Source organism: Pseudomonas sp. NFACC39-1 (assembly GCF_900110355.1).
GTDB lineage: Bacteria > Pseudomonadota > Gammaproteobacteria > Pseudomonadales > Pseudomonadaceae > Aquipseudomonas > Aquipseudomonas tehranensis.
The window spans coordinates 130,277-145,129 of record NZ_FODL01000006.1; the positions used below are offsets into that span (position 1 = coordinate 130,277).

Genomic DNA, 14,853 nt, shown 5'->3' on the forward strand with positions numbered 1-14,853 from the left:
CCGGATAGCGCTGAACTCAGCTCAGCACCACCACCCCGCCCGGCAACTCGGTGCATTTGGCGCCATATGCATCGCGGATCAACAGCGCCACGCCAGCCAGTTGATCAAGCCGGAACCGCGCCTGGACCTTGCGCTGGCCCAATTCGCGATTGAGTAACAGCAACATGCCAGGACGATAGCGGTTGATTTCGTCGATGACGCTGGCCAGGGTCGCGTCGTTGAACACCAGCACCTGCTCGCGCCAGGCAGTGGCCGCCGACACATCTGCTTTCTTTGGAGTGCCCATCCGTCCGCTGTCGTAGGTCAGTTGCATGCCCGACTCCAGGTGAAAACTCTGGCCGCGCACCTGGACCTGCACCACACCTTCCAGGCAGGTCGCGCAGACACTCTGGTCGATGTAGCGGATATTGAACCGAGCCCGAGCGGCGCTGATCCAGCCAGCACCGGCCTGGACACTGACCGTCGAAGCACTGCTTCCCAGCACTTCAACTTCGCCACCGAGCAACACCAATCCTTGCCCGCCATCGGCCAACTGACGGCGGCTGAGGCGGGTTTGGGTATTAAGCTCAAGACTGACACCCTTGGCCAGTTCCACCCGGCGCTGTTCGCCAACCTCAGTGACGTAGTCGGCACCGAGCCCGGAAACCCCACCGGGCACCGTGGCCCGGATCAACAGAAAACCTGCCGACGCCGCGATCGCGCCGCCGAGCAATGCCCGTCGTCCGAAATGTCGTGGCGTCTGCAACGCCTCGGCGGCCGGTTGCAGCCCGTGCCACAACGCCTTGGCTTGCTCGAACGCCCGAGCGTGTTCGGGACTTTGCCCGCACCATTGGCGCAGGGCTCGGGCATCGGCCACGGTGGCGCGACCCGAGGTCAGCAGGACCAACCAGTCTTGGGCCTCGCTGGCCAGTCGAGCCTGAGGCGTGGCATCAGGGGAAACAATGCTGAAGATGTTCAAGCGCACACACACTCACGAATTGGTCTGGTCTCTACTCTCAAGACTGTTTTCCCGCGCCGGGACCGAACCGCTGAATCACTTTTCTTTCCAGGCGAAGGGCGCAATGCCCCAGCGCGGCCTTGATTTCCTTCTCTACCATGCGCGTGGAGATGCCGAAACGTTGGGATATTTCCAGGTGCGGCGCCTCCTCCAGACGCGCGGCAATGAAAATCCTGCGGCGCCGCGCCGGCAGTTCATACAGGGCCTTGAGCAAGGTCTGCAACTCCTTCTGTCCCCCCACCACCCGGGCCGGATCCAGCGCTTCATCCGAGACCTGCAGCAAGTCCTCGATTTCACTGCCGGTGAGCAGGCGAGCATCGGCCTGTCGACGGTCGGCGGCAATGTTCAGCGCCATGCGATAGAGATAGGCACTGGGCTGGGCGATGTCCGGCGTCTCGACCATGCGATCGACCCGCAGGTAGGTTTCATGCAGCACATCGTTAGCCAGTTCCTCGGAGCCCAGGCGCTTGCGCAGGCGCACCTTGAAATCCTCATAAGAGGTGAGGAACAACTTGACCAACGGGCTGCGACCAGAGTGTTTCATCGCCCCAAAACCCCTTCCCCTGCTGTGCACTCCATGCTTGTTCCTGATGAGTCGGGTAATAAAAGCAGGGTCACCGGTTGGCGCAATGAACTGGGCGCCGGGCGGTCGATCCTGAGGTTTTGCAAACTGTTGACCAAGGCCTTGTCACGCATCGGATCGCCCGTGGAACTGACCAGGCGGCTATGCTGAACCACGCCGTCCCGGCCGATCCACACTTGCAGCACCGCCCGAAAACTTCCCGGGCGGGTGAGTGGTGAACGGCACAAATTGCGCTGAATGACCGTTTGGATCGCCGCCGCATAGTTGCTGTCGCTCAAGCCCGGTGCCGCGCCAGAAGGCAGCGGCACCTCGCGGACCCGCACCGGCTGCAACGTGAACGCATCCGTTCGGGCGTAATGCGCCGCAAGCCCGGTGCCGCGAAGCAACACATTGAGCCCTTGAGCGGCTGTGAACAGCCCCTGGACGCCCAGCGTATGACGCTGGCTGGATAGCTGCTGATCCACCAGCACCGCCATACCCGTCGCCCGGCTGAATTGCTCCAGCGCGGTGGTCAGTTCCTGCGGGGCGATGTCCAGGTCCACCAGGCCGTTCGCCTGGATCGGCGCGGCCAGCAACCACAACAACGCCATCAGTCCCCCCAAGGGCGACCTGGCCAATCCACGCCTGCGTCCGCCCCCGGCTCTGCCTTGCTGCACGACTGACGTATCCGTTGAAAACCGTCATCCTGAGGGCTGTTTATGAATGTCGTATGACAACTGATACAAATCCCTCGAACCCCACTAAACTCGTGTTCTGACAGCGAACCGCCCCCTGGGCGGGCCAGGAGGTCGGCAATGAAACAGTGGATGAAAATGATGGTGGGCCTCGGACTGCTCATGGCCCAGCCTTGGGTCCATGGCGAAGAGGTACCGGCGTGTATCGAGGTGACCGTGGGGGGCTACAGGACTGCGGACTACAACTGCCTGAGCCGGCAAATGGGCAACGATCCGCACGCCGCGGCCGCCGCGCAACGCACGCAGGAGGCGTTGAATGTGCCCGTTAACAAACGCACGCCGAACAGCATCGGCCTGGCGACCCCGGCGGCCACCAGCGTGCGCATGGGCAATACGTTTGGCACCTCGGTCAAGCCCCAGAGACCGCCGGTTCCGGCCAGCCACTCGCCGCTGCCCAGATAACCGCTTTTTTGTGGCCAGGGCGCTTGCTCCCTGGTCCGCAGGAGGGCGTTGCAATGTTGAGTGCTGGAGCCCCTACGCGCCTCAAAACAGGCTTTGCACCTGCTCCAGAACAGCCCGGTTCATCTGGCCGGTGTGGGTGTGCAGGCTCACATAACTTTGCAGCATGTCCAGCTTGGTGTTGAGCAGGTCCCGACGGGCCTGGAATAACCGTTGCTGCGCATCCAGGATGTCCACCGTGGAGCGCACACCGCCCTGGAAGCCTTTTTCCGTGGAGGCCAGTGCCCGCTGATTGGACTCCACCGCGCGTTGCATCGCCTTGCTTTTGGCGAAGCCGGCCACCACGCCCAGGTAATCGGTTTCGATCGTCTCGGCCAACTGCTGACGCTGTACGTCATAGTCCGACTGCGCGCCGGCCAGTTGCGCCTGGGCCTTGGCCACCGATGCGCGCACCGCTCCGCCGCGATACAACGGGATGTCCAATTGCACTCCCACGTAATAGGTGTCCTGGCGCGGGTCGAGTTCCTGATACTGGCGGGTTTCCCGGCGGGTCAACTGCGTGGTCAATGCCAAGGTCGGGTAATGCCCGGCGCGCTGGCTGTCGGCCTGGGCCTCGGCCACTTTCACCGCCGCCAGCCGGGCCGCCAGCTCGGGGCTGGCCTCACGGGCAATCGCCGTCCAGTACGGCAGGTCCTGCTCGGGTGGGATCGGGCTGCCGGCGGCAAGCTCCTCGCGCATCGGCCAAATGTCATCGATGGGCACATTGGCGCGACCGGACAACGCCCGCAGTGCCGCCACGCGACGAGCCTGGGCTTCGGCCTCCTGGGCCTCGACCAGGTCAAGCCGCGCCTGGGCCTCGTCAATATCGGTGATCGCCCCCTGGCCACCCTCGAAAAGTTTTTTGCTCTGGGTGACCAAGCCGCTGATGGCAGCTTTCTGCTGGACGATCAACTTGATCTCGTTTTCCGCCCGCGCGACGTCGAAGTAGCCCTTGGCAACCCGGTCGAACAGCGTCTGGCTGGCAACGTCGAACAGCTGGCTGCCCAGTTGTCCTCGCGCCTTGCCCTCCTGGTACGCCGCCCACCGCGCCTTGTCGTAGAGCGCTTGCTGCGCCGCCAGGGTGACGTTGTTGGCCTGGTAATCGTTGCTGTTGACGTAGCCGCTGTCATCCCCACCATCGGTCCGTCCGCCGCGCCCGTAACGCGAAGTCAGTGACACTTGCGGATAGAGGCCGCCACGGCCAATCGCTTCTTCCTGGCGAGAAGCATCATAAGCATGGGTGGCTGACTGCAAGGTCGGGTCGTTGAGTCGGGAGGCGTCGTACGCCGCGGTCAGGCTCAGGCCACCGTCGGCGGCCGAGGCGAAATTGATCACTGCCCAACTGGAACACAGGCTCAGCAGCACGCGAGCGCTGTAACGGCAACGGTCGGTCATGCTCATTCCTCTTTGAAGGCTGCCAGCAAGCGTTCGCGCAAAGGTTTCATCAGGTAATTCATAAAGGTGCGCTCCCCCGTGACCACCGTGACATCGGCCAGCATGCCCGGTCGCACCAACAGCCCGGCGGCCTGCAACGAGGCGACCGTGTCGGCGGGAATCTCGACCTTGGCGGAGAAGTACGGCAAGTGCGTCTGCTCATCGATCAACTGGTCGGCCGAGACCGTACTCACGGTGCCGGTGACCGTCGGCGTATCCACCCGTTGCAGCGCGGTGAAATGCACATGCACCGGCAACCCCGGGCGCAACTTGTTGGCCATCAACGGCTCGAAACGCGCGGTAATCGCCATGGGCGCATCCAGCGGTACCACCTGCATCAGGGTTTGCCCGGCCTGGGCCACGCCGCCGACGGTGTGAATGCTCACGTCCATGACCTGCCCGGCCACTGGCGCACGGATGGCACCGTTGTCGACTTCAAACTGCAGGGCGCGAATCTGATCGGCATAACCGGCCGCCTCGGCGGAGACCTCGCTGAGCTGGGTTTCAGCATCGCGACGAAATTCCTGTTGCACCTGCAACGCCTTGAGCTTGCTTTCGTTAATGGCTTGGCGGGTCCGCCCGACATCCCCCACGCCGGAGGCAATCTGGCCGGCCAGTTGGGCGGCGTTGCGCTCGGCCTCGAAGAGTTTGTTGCGCGGAACATAACCCTCACGGGCCAGCTCGCGCAGGCCTTCGAGCTCCTGTTGCTGAAAGCGCATCTGTGCGTCGTAGTTACGCTTGACGCCTTCATAGCCCTGCAATTGCTGCTGCAACGCCGCGACCTCGTGTTCGATGATCTGCAAACGGCTGCCCAGCTCTGCGCGGCGGGTCAGAAACAACTGGTTTTGCAAGGCCATGGCGGCCTTGACCCGCGGCTCCTCGGCGCGCTCCAGCAGTTCAGCCGGCCATTGAATCTCGGCGCTGCCCAGGCGCTCGGCGATCAACCGCGCTTCGATGCTGCGGTCGTTGAGCAACTTGCCCAGAGTCACGTCCAGTTGCGACTGCGCCTGTACGGTATTGAGCTGCACCAGCAACTGCCCCTGGCTGACTCGATCGCCATCGCTGACCAGCAGCTGGTCCACTACCCCGCCGACCAACGACTGCACGGCCTTGCGCTCACCCGCCACCACCACGGTGCCACTGCCCACGACACCCTGGTCGAGGGGTGCCAGGAAGGCCCAGAGCAAAAAGCCGCCCAGCGTCAGGACCAGGAAGCCCACACCATAACGCGCAGCACCGCTGGCATCGGTACTGGCACTGGGCAGGGTATTGGCGTCGAGCACACTCACCTGCTGCTCGCTGTGCGCCGATGCAGCCGGGGTCAGATCACGCATCTTCGCCAGCCTCCCTCACCGCCGCGGGCCTGGGCCCCGGCATCAATGCCTTGAGCACTCGGTCCCGTGGGCCGAAGGCTTGTTGGGCGCCGTCCTTGAGTACCAGGATGTGATCGACCACCGCCAGCACATTGGGTCGATGGGTGATCAGCACCACGGTACTGCCGGCGGCCTTGAGCGCATTGATCGCTTGTACCAGCGCCAACTCACCCGCTTCGTCAAGATTGGAGTTGGGCTCGTCGAGCACGATCAGCGACGGGCGCCCATACAGTGCGCGGGCCAGGCCCAGGCGTTGCTTCTGCCCGCCAGACAAACCCAGCCCACCGGGGCCCAATGGCGTGTCATAGCCTTTGGGGAACCTGAGGATCATCTCGTGAATGCCGGCGTGACGCGCGGCGGCAATGATTTTGTCGGCATCCTGCTCGCCGAAGCGGGCGATGTTGTCGGCGACGCTGCCATCGAACAGCTCGATGTCCTGGGGCAAGTAACCCAGGTACGGGCCCAGGGCATCATGGGACCACTGGCTGATTTCGGCGTCATCCAGACGCACCGAGCCGGCCATGGCCGGCCACACCCCGACCAGCGCCCTGGCCAGCGTCGACTTGCCACTGGCGCTGGGGCCGACCACGGCAAGCACTTCGCCCTTGGCCAGGCTGAAATGGATCCCGCGCACAATCGGTTGCGAGGCACCGGGCGGGCCGACATACAGTTGCTCCAGGCGCACCGCGCCGGTGGGCGGCGGCAAGGGCATGCGCAGGCGCTCGCGGGGGTGTTGAATAAGCAGTTGGCTCAGACGCTGGTAGCTCTGGCGCCCGGCGTTGAACTGTTTCCAGGAGCCGATGGCAATTTCCACCGGCGCCAGGGCGCGCCCCAGCAGCAGCGACATGGCGATCATCATGCCTGCCGACATCTGCCCTTCGAGCACCAGCAGCGCGCCCAGGCCCAGGGCCAACGACTGTCCCGATATGCGCACGAAACGGGTTGCAGAGGTGATACGGGCGCCACGGTCACTGGCATGGGCCTGGGCGGCAATGATGCGTTGTTGCAGCAGGCTCCAGCGCTGGCGTAACGGGCCGAGCATGCCCAGCGCCTGAATGACCTCGGCATTGTGTAGCGTGCTGTTGACATAGACAGACGACTGCACCCCCAGGCGATTGGCTTCACCCAGCCGAGCGCGAGTCGCCAGCTCACCCCATAACGCCAGGCCGATCAGCACCAGGGCGAGCACCAGCGTCAGCACCCCGAACCAGGGATGAAAGATAAACGCTACCAGCAGGAAGATCGGCAACCACGGCGCGTCGAGCAACGCAATCAGGCCCTGGCCGGTGATCAACTGGCGCAACGTCGCCAAATCAGTGAGCACCTGGGCCGGGTTGGCGTTGTGCTCGCGCAGGCTGCGGGCGAAGGCGGCGTCGAAAATACGCTCGCCCAGGGCCTCGTCCAGCCCCGCACTCATGCGAATCATCACCTCGCCGCGAACCCACTCGATCAGGGCACTGAACATAAACAGGCCCAGAGCGATCAGGGTCAGCATGAACAAGGTGGTTTCGTTGCGGCTGGTCAGCACCCGATCGTACACCTGCATCATGTACAGCGATGGCACCAGCACCAACAGATTGATCACGCCACTGAACAGTGCCAGCGACCAGAACACCCGGCGATAACTTAATAAGGCAGCATCAATGTCATGACGCGGATCGAGTAGGAAGCGCATAGAGAATCAACCCGCAAAGGAATAGTCGGTCCCGGCGCAATCCATCGCGAGTTTATTTGCCCGAAGGCGTCAAAAAAAAGTGCGTCATGTTGCTGACGTGTCGCTATCTGAGCCGATCGTCGGCGCTATAGACGCCAAGTACTGACAACGTAACCACGGGTTAGTGCCAGCATGGGGCCGCTGTTTTCACGTCAATGGTCGAACTTCAACCCGCCCTCGAAGCCGTTGGCCAGCGCGCTGATGGATGAAGCCAGGTAGTTGCGCTCCTGCTCCCACGATTACATCAACTCGCGAAAAGCCGCCGCAACACTGTGGATACGGTTCATGAGTAACATTCCTTGTACCGGGCTCAAGATTATTGGCATAGTGCCACCACTTTTGCGGCCTCTATAACATCAGCGGCAAAAATAGGGTGATGCCTCGATAACCCGCCAAACCTGCACAAACATGGAAGGCAAACTCATGATGGAGACACACAGATGGCAGAACTGATTTTGAAGTCCAAGCTGGTCAATTTTCTAGTGGCCGACGCGGAGTTGAATCACAGTTACGTGGACGATATATATTACGCAGCCGAGGCCGGTGACGTGGACGCCCTGTCCGATGTCTTGGAGGCTTTCAAGGAAGCTTATGGAGGGTTGTGGGTGGGCGGCAAACTGGTGCTCAGCCAAACCATGGTTCGCCTGAACGCCAATGTCATGAACCGTCTCGTTCAGGACGGCACCCTGGATATCGAACTTCCACTGGCATTGATCCGCAATGTCAGCATCGAGGGCGGGTTTATCACCAAAATCGTACGCCTGGACACCGATGCGGGCAGCGTGAAGTTCCGGTGTTTCGGTGCGAAGGAAGTGGCCTCGCTGATTGAACAGATGATCTTGTCCCGGGTTTCGACACCAGCCCTCTGACGGCCGCTTGTAGATACTGATCCACCCTCGCTGATCCAGCGGCCTGCCGGGCGACGTCGAACGCCTTCGCCCGGGCCCGGGCCCGGGCGAAGCAGGTTGGGGGCTTTTGCTGCTGGCGCAGCGCTGCCACTCGGACCGCAGTGGGGTTAATCGTAGAACGGCTCAACCAAGTTCCGGCTGCCTAGAAAGAAGCTGTCCGCCACCAACCGCAACGGTTGCAGGTCCAGGTCGCTGGCTTTGTCAGCAATCAGTTGCTGGAAATGCCGATACACCACCGCGTACTCGCCCTCCTGGGAAACCGTCTGACGCACCCCGTCGATACTCAGCACTGCCCCACCGTTGTCCAGGCGCAGGAGGCCTTCGGTGCAGCGAATCTCGATGCTCCAGAGTTCGTCGTGACCGTGGTCGAAATCGAACTCCGCACGCACATCGAGGTGTTGCGCATCGGACATCTTGATACTGGCGGCGATCGGCGATTGGCAGTTACTCGGCACGCGCAGTTCTGCTGACTCAACGAACAGCGGCAGCGGCAGCAGATGGGTCACGATTGAAAACGCATTGATGCCGGGATCGAAGACGCCCAGGCCTCCAGGCTGCCAGATCCAGGCCTGGCCGGGGTGCCACTTACGTACGTCTTCCTTCCAGTCGATCTTGACGCTTTGCAGGGTGCGGCTGGCCAGCCAGTCACGGGCCGCCTCGATGCCCGGCGCGTAACGCGAATGCCAGGCGAACAGGCCGCTTACGCCTTGTTCGCGGACCTGATCCACCAACGCCATCGCTTCACCGAGCGTGGCACATGGCGGCTTTTCCACCAGGACATGTTTGCCGGCGGCCAGCGCCTGCTGCACCAATGCGAATCGACCTTGCGGCGGAGTGCAAAAGGCAATCGCATCGACCTGCGGGCCGTTTTCAAGCAACTCGCCCAGGGAGCGGAAATTCTCCACCCCGGCGCAGGGCTGCCCTTGGGTGGCGACAGACACCAGCTGGAACGCCGGGTTGGCGAGGATAGCGGGAACGTGTTGATCCTGGGCAATCTTGCCGTAGCCCACCAGACCTAGACGAATCGGTTGCATCGATGACTCCTGATTATTTTTGTACTTTTGATGGGCCAGCAAACTAGCGGTAAATCGTGCGGCGGACAATGGCTCGCCGCGCATGCGCTTGAATGTCATGAACGCTACAGCAACGCTTCAAGCCTGCTGCGGTTCGCAGGACGCGGTCATGACGGTGGCAATCCTGCCGAAGAACGGCTCCAGGCGTTCGCCCGGCGCGTCGTGCTCCACCACCAGGGCTGCCACCTCTTCACACGACGCCACCTGATAGTGAGCAATGCTGGAGAGTTTTTCATTGGTCACCGCCACCACCACCTGACCACTCGCCGCGACAGCCGCGCGTTTGAACTCGGCATCATCGAGGCCGAACGCCGTGACGCCATTGTCCGGGTCGATGGCGCAAGCGCCGAGAAAGCACAGGTCAAAATTGAACTGGCGCAGTTGCTGCACAGCCGTCAGCCCGATCACCCCGCCCGACACCGTATTCAGGCGCCCGCCCAACAGAATCACCTCGGCGCAAGGCAGCTTCATCAGTTGCACGGCGATCAACGGCGAATTGGTGGTCAGCGTCAACTTAAGGCCCGGATCGATGGCGCTGGCAATCGCCAGGTTGGTCGAGCCAGCATCGATGAGCACATGCTGTCCCGCCCTCAGCAACGAGGCCGCCGCCAGACCGAGGCTGTCCTTTCGCTCGACGTTTTGCCGTACTCGAACGGCTATCGGCCCTTCATCGGCGGGCACCAGGATGGCGCCGCCATAGACGCGCTTGCATAACCCCGCCGCCGCCAATACGCCGAGGTCGCGCCGTATCGAGTGCTCGGAGACCTTGAACTCGCTGGCCAGATCAGTCGCAATGACCCGCCCATACAGGGCCAGACGCTCGCGGATCAGTTGCTGGCGCTCATCAGGAAACACTTCGTGGGTGGAAGTCATGGGCTTACAACCTTCATAAACGAGCACTAATTATCATCAGCGAGCAAATATGCCGGTTGCAGGGCCCCTCGTCAAACTACAACGCCGGGCCAGCCATCACTCTGTGGCAGCGGACTCCAGTGAATCTGACACCCTCTTCCCCACAGGCAAAAAAAACCCCGCTACCGAATGCGGTGCGGGGTAAAAAAATGGTTGGTTGCGGCCAACCAAAGGAGCACGGTGAAAAACCTGTACGGGCCGGCCTCAGATGCAGTCCTGTGCGGCGCGTTCAAAACTCGAAGGCAGGAAGCTGGAAGCCAATAGATGCCGCTCGTAGATGAATACCTTGCCGCCGCTCCCGGCCTTGTAGGCTTCCAGCACGTTGTCCGCCGACACTTTGCTCGGCACCACGATCCGGTAGCTGCGCTGGGTCTGGGAGACGGTCGGGCTCATCGCGTGGTCCTGCAATTTCGGCACGACACAATCGGCGTACTGGGCCGGCGTCTTGCTGGTCTGCAAAGTCAGGGTCGGGTCATTCGGCGCGCTGGCACAACCGGCGAGCAACAAGGAGGCAAACGCCATGGAAGACGCAAATAAAAAGCGCATCGGTCTGGTCCTGAAAATAAAAGGTTCGCTTCATCAGGCAACGGAGCTGCGTGGGCCGCCTGTTCGATGGGAGGGATTTTCCAGGCATTGCCGACAAAACAGAACTTGTGTTTGGTAATGGTCACTATTGCTTCCAGCAATAGTTGTGCGCGGCGAAGGCCGGTTTCAGTGACCTGTGCCGCGCCCCTGCTGGTATTCGCGGGGCGTACAGCCAAACTCTCGACGAAACACCGTGTGCAGGTACTGCGCCGATTTGAAGCCGCAGTTCTGGGCGATGTCGGCAATCGCCGAGTCAGTGTTTTCCAAGCCCTGGGCGGCCGCCGCCAGTTTGAAGCGCAGGATCTCGTCGTGCACGCTGCAGCCGCGCGCCTTGCGAAAGTGCGCCTCCAGGGAGGAACGCGACACGCCCACATAGGCCGCCACCTGCGCGGTCTTGATGCCCTGGCAGGCATATTGGCGGATGAACAGCAGCGCCTGCATGACGTAGGGATTGCCCAACGGCTGATGCAGACTCGAGGCCTGGACGTTGATCGCATCCGGGGGTATCAGCACCTGCGTGCCCGTGGACGGCATGCCGTGCAGCATCTGATGGAGCAAGCGCGCGGCGGTTCGGCCCATGGTTTCGGTGCCCTGGATCACCGAACTCAGCGGCACCCGTGTCAGGGTGCGGGTCAGGGGGTCGTTGTCGATGCCGATCAGTGCTACCTGCTCCGGCACGGCGATTCCGGCGGTCAGGCAGGCCTGCAGCAGTTGCCGGGCGCGGGCATCGCTGACCGCGATGATGCCAATGGGTTTGGGCAGGCTTTGCAGCCAGGCGATCTGCTGTTCGACGGCGCTGTCCCAGAGCGGTGCGCTGGTGCCCATGCCGCGATAGACCTCGGCGTGCAGACCATCGCGCAGCAGCAACCGGCGAAAGGCGTTTTCCCGTTCCTGGGCCCAGCGATTGGCTTGTGCCTGCGGCAGGCTGAAGCAGGCAAAACGCGTCAACCCGGCCTCGATCAGGTGTTCGTACGCCAACTTCATCAATGCATCATTGTCGGTGGCGACATAGGGAATGCCCTTCGGATAAGCGCGCTCATCCTGGTAAGAGCCGCCCACCGCCACCACCGGCAAGCCGATCCCGGTCAGCGCCTCGCCGATCAGCGGGTCATCGAAGTCGGCAATGATCCCGTCACCCTGCCAGCGTTCGATGCCTTTCAACCGACAGAGAAAATCCTCTTCCAGAAACAGGTCCCAGGACGCCCGGGTACTGCTCAGGTAATTGCCGATGCCGCTGATGATGCCGCGGTCGTAGATCTTGCTGCCGTTGAACAACAACGCGATGCGGTGAACGGGCGGGACGGTTTTCATTGTTTTTGATCCTGAGCCGACCGACACAGACTAGGCCCGCCAGCGCCGGATCTCAATACGCAAAATCGCACTGTACCTTGGTGATTTTCATAATCAGCGGTCATGACGCCGGCGTTAGTATCGGGACACACCGCCAAGAACAATAAGGAAAACGCCCATGTCGTACTTCCCCGCCATCGACAAGGTTCGCTACGAAGGCCCCGCCAGCGACTCGCCTCTTGCTTTTCACCACTACGACGCCGACAAGCTCGTGCTCGGCAAGCCCATGCGCGAGCACCTGCGTATGGCTGTGTGCTACTGGCATACCTTTGTCTGGCCGGGATCCGATGTGTTCGGCGCCGGCACCTTCCAGCGCCCGTGGCAGCATGCCGGCGACCCGATGGAACTGGCCATCGGCAAGGCCGAAGCGGCCTTCGAATTCTTCTCCAAACTGGGCATCGACTACTACTGCTTTCACGACACCGATGTCGCCCCGGAAGGCCACTCGCTGAAGGAATACCGCAACCACTTCGCGCAAATGATCGACCACCTGGAGCGTCACCAGGAACAAACCGGGATCAAGCTGCTGTGGGGCACCGCCAACTGCTTCAGCAACCCGCGCTTTGCCGCAGGCGCGGCCAGCAACCCGGACCCGCAAGTGTTCGCCTGCGCCGCCGCCCAAGTGTTCAGCGCGATGAACGCCACCCAGCGTCTCAAGGGCGCCAACTACGTGTTGTGGGGTGGTCGTGAAGGTTACGAGACCCTGCTCAATACCGATCTCAAACGCGAGCGCGAACAACTGGGGCGCTTCATGGCCATGGTGGTCGAGCACAAGCACAAAATCGGTTTCAAGGGCGATCTGCTGATCGAACCCAAGCCGCAGGAACCGACCAAGCACCAATACGATTACGACAGCGCCACCGTGTTCGGCTTCCTGCAACAGTTCGGCCTGGAGAAGGAGATCAAGGTCAACATCGAGGCCAACCACGCGACCCTGGCCGGGCACAGTTTCCATCATGAGATCGCCACCGCCGTCTCCCTGGGGATCTTCGGCAGCATCGACGCCAACCGAGGCGATCCGCAGAACGGCTGGGACACTGACCAGTTCCCCAACAGCGTCGAAGAGATGACCCTGGCCACCTATGAAATCCTCAAGGCCGGTGGGTTCAGCAATGGCGGCTTCAACTTCGATTCCAAGGTCCGTCGTCAGAGCCTGGACGAGATCGACCTGTTCCACGGCCACGTCGCGGCCATGGACGTCCTCGCCCTGGCCCTGGAACGTGCAGCGGCCATGGTGCAGAACGACCAACTCCAGCAGTTCAAGGACCAACGCTACGCCGGCTGGCAGCAACCGTTCGGTCAGGCGGTGTTGGCAGGTGAGTTCAGCCTCGCTTCACTGGCCGAACACGCCTTCGACAACGAGCTCAATCCGCAGGCTGTGAGTGGTCGGCAGGAGATGCTCGAAAACGTGGTCAACCGGTTCATCTACCCCTGACACCAGGCCCCGTTCGCTGCGTAGAGGTTGTTACATTCTCACGACAAATCTCTGCGCGCGGCACCCCGGGAGTCTCTACAGTTCTACCCGCACCACGTTCATCGTCAGGCAGTGTCTTTCGAACAACAATAAAAGGACGCACCACCATGAAAAAACTGAAACTCACGCTGCTCGCCAGCGCCTTGGCCCTGCTCTCGCTTCCGGTCATGGCCGACGCTACCCACCCGAAAATCGGTTTCTCCATCGATGATCTGCGCCTGGAACGCTGGTCGCGGGACCGTGACTATTTCGTCGCGGCGGCGGAAAAAATGGACGCCAAAGTCTTCGTCCAGTCGGCCGATGCCAACGAGCAGAAACAGATTTCCCAGATCGAAAATCTCATCTCCCGTGGCGTCGATGTGATCGTCATCGTACCGTTCAATGCCACCGTGTTGACCAATGCCGTGGCCGAAGCCAAGAAGGCCGGGATCAAGGTGGTGTCCTATGACCGACTGATCCTCAATGCCGACATCGACGCCTACATTTCCTTCGATAACGAAAAAGTCGGCGAGATGCAGGCCAGCGGCGTGTTGAAAGCGGCGCCCAAGGGCAACTACTTTTTGCTCGGCGGCGCGCCCACGGACAACAACGCCAAGGTCCTGCGCGAAGGCCAGATGAAAGTGCTGCAACCGGCCATCGACAAGGGCGATATCAAGATTGTCGGGCAGCAGTGGGTCAAGGAATGGAACCCCACCGAAGCCTTGAGCATCGTTGAGAACGCCCTGACCCGTAACGACAACAAAATCGATGGCATCGTCGCCTCCAACGACGCCACCGCAGGCGGCGCCATCCAGGCCCTGGCCGCGCAGAAAATGGCCGGCAAGGTGCCGATCTCGGGCCAGGACGCGGACCTGGCGGCGGTCAAGCGGGTGATCGATGGCACCCAGACCATGACCGTCTACAAGCCGCTGAAACTGATCGCCACCGAAGCGGCCAAGCTCTCGGTGCAACTGGCGCGCAACGAGAAACCCACCTACACCTCGCAATACGACAATGGCAGCAAGAAAGTCGACACCATCCTGCTCACCCCGACCCCGTTGACCAAGGACAACATCGACCTGCTGGAGAAAGACGGGTTCTATACCAAGGCGCAGATCGCCGGGCAGTGATTTCTGTAGGAGCGGGCTTGCTCGCGAATGCGGTGGGTCAGTCACCATCAGTGCAGGCTGATGCACCGCTTTCGCGAGCAAGCCCGCTCCCACAGGAACTTTGCCTGACTCAGGCATTAGGGTGAGGCTGGCCCCCATCCTGACCTGCTGATGTGTGAGCCCTTTTTAC

The 14,853-nt window shown here is 61.8% G+C and carries 14 protein-coding genes; 4 read left to right on the plus strand and 10 right to left on the minus strand.

Annotated features, from left to right (window positions below; genetic code table 11):
- Window positions 1–16 precede the first annotated feature (16 nt).
- From BMY45_RS14755 to BMY45_RS14765, 3 genes are read right to left on the minus strand one after another with little or no spacing between them, the layout of a single operon-like run.
- Complete coding sequence (locus tag BMY45_RS14755; protein ID WP_092399338.1) at window positions 17–958, minus strand: FecR family protein; 942 nt, start codon at window positions 956–958, stop codon at window positions 17–19.
- 37 nt (window positions 959–995) lie between these two features.
- Entirely contained in the window at window positions 996–1,541 is a 546-nt protein-coding gene (locus BMY45_RS14760) for a sigma-70 family RNA polymerase sigma factor (protein ID WP_092398799.1), read from the minus strand.
- Entirely contained in the window at window positions 1,538–2,170 is a 633-nt protein-coding gene (locus BMY45_RS14765) for a TonB C-terminal domain-containing protein (protein WP_092398801.1), read from the minus strand. Before BMY45_RS14765 ends, BMY45_RS14760 begins: the two co-directional genes overlap by 4 nt.
- Before the next feature lie 204 nt (window positions 2,171–2,374).
- Here BMY45_RS14765 and BMY45_RS14770 point away from each other — a divergent pair, with 204 nt between their 5' ends.
- Window positions 2,375–2,716: a hypothetical protein gene (locus BMY45_RS14770; protein WP_092398803.1), complete on the plus strand. Its 342-nt coding sequence runs from the start codon at window positions 2,375–2,377 to the stop codon at window positions 2,714–2,716.
- Between the two features lie 81 nt (window positions 2,717–2,797).
- Here the strand turns inward: BMY45_RS14770 and BMY45_RS14775 are convergent, their stop codons facing one another.
- Genes BMY45_RS14775 through BMY45_RS14785 form a run of 3 tightly spaced genes read right to left on the minus strand, consistent with a single transcriptional unit; the run spans window position 2,798 to window position 7,234 of the window.
- A complete protein-coding gene (locus tag BMY45_RS14775) occupies window positions 2,798–4,147 on the minus strand; it encodes a TolC family outer membrane protein (RefSeq protein WP_092398805.1) in 1,350 nt (449 codons plus the stop codon).
- A 2-nt stretch (window positions 4,148–4,149) separates the two neighbouring features.
- A complete protein-coding gene (locus BMY45_RS14780; RefSeq protein WP_092398807.1) occupies window positions 4,150–5,520 on the minus strand; it encodes an HlyD family type I secretion periplasmic adaptor subunit in 1,371 nt (456 codons plus the stop codon).
- Window positions 5,513–7,234, minus strand: coding sequence for a type I secretion system permease/ATPase (locus BMY45_RS14785; RefSeq protein WP_092398809.1), 1,722 nt, complete (start codon window positions 7,232–7,234; stop codon window positions 5,513–5,515). Before BMY45_RS14785 ends, BMY45_RS14780 begins: the two co-directional genes overlap by 8 nt.
- A gap of 479 nt (window positions 7,235–7,713) precedes the next feature.
- Here BMY45_RS14785 and BMY45_RS14790 point away from each other — a divergent pair, with 479 nt between their 5' ends.
- A complete protein-coding gene (locus BMY45_RS14790) occupies window positions 7,714–8,142 on the plus strand; it encodes a hypothetical protein (RefSeq protein ID WP_092398811.1) in 429 nt (142 codons plus the stop codon).
- 146 nt (window positions 8,143–8,288) lie between these two features.
- Here the strand turns inward: BMY45_RS14790 and BMY45_RS14795 are convergent, their stop codons facing one another.
- The 4 genes from BMY45_RS14795 to BMY45_RS14810 all read right to left on the minus strand — a co-directional run bounded on the left by BMY45_RS14795 (window position 8,289) and on the right by BMY45_RS14810 (window position 12,062).
- Window positions 8,289–9,215, minus strand: coding sequence for a Gfo/Idh/MocA family protein (locus BMY45_RS14795; protein WP_092398813.1), 927 nt, complete (start codon window positions 9,213–9,215; stop codon window positions 8,289–8,291).
- Between the two features lie 117 nt (window positions 9,216–9,332).
- Entirely contained in the window at window positions 9,333–10,127 is a 795-nt protein-coding gene (locus BMY45_RS14800) for a DeoR/GlpR family DNA-binding transcription regulator (RefSeq protein WP_092398815.1), read from the minus strand.
- 243 nt (window positions 10,128–10,370) lie between these two features.
- Complete coding sequence (locus BMY45_RS14805; RefSeq protein WP_092398817.1) at window positions 10,371–10,712, minus strand: hypothetical protein; 342 nt, start codon at window positions 10,710–10,712, stop codon at window positions 10,371–10,373.
- Between the two features lie 165 nt (window positions 10,713–10,877).
- A complete protein-coding gene (locus BMY45_RS14810; protein WP_092398819.1) occupies window positions 10,878–12,062 on the minus strand; it encodes a XylR family transcriptional regulator in 1,185 nt (394 codons plus the stop codon).
- A gap of 157 nt (window positions 12,063–12,219) precedes the next feature.
- On the opposite strand from BMY45_RS14810, the gene xylA reads away from it, so the two are divergent.
- The gene (gene xylA / locus BMY45_RS14815) at window positions 12,220–13,536 is read left to right on the plus strand and encodes a xylose isomerase (protein WP_092398821.1); all 1,317 of its coding nucleotides are present in this window, start codon (window positions 12,220–12,222) and stop codon (window positions 13,534–13,536) included.
- A 146-nt stretch (window positions 13,537–13,682) separates the two neighbouring features.
- The gene (xylF, locus tag BMY45_RS14820) at window positions 13,683–14,684 is read left to right on the plus strand and encodes a D-xylose ABC transporter substrate-binding protein (RefSeq protein ID WP_092398823.1); all 1,002 of its coding nucleotides are present in this window, start codon (window positions 13,683–13,685) and stop codon (window positions 14,682–14,684) included.
- Window positions 14,685–14,853: the final 169 nt, after the last annotated feature.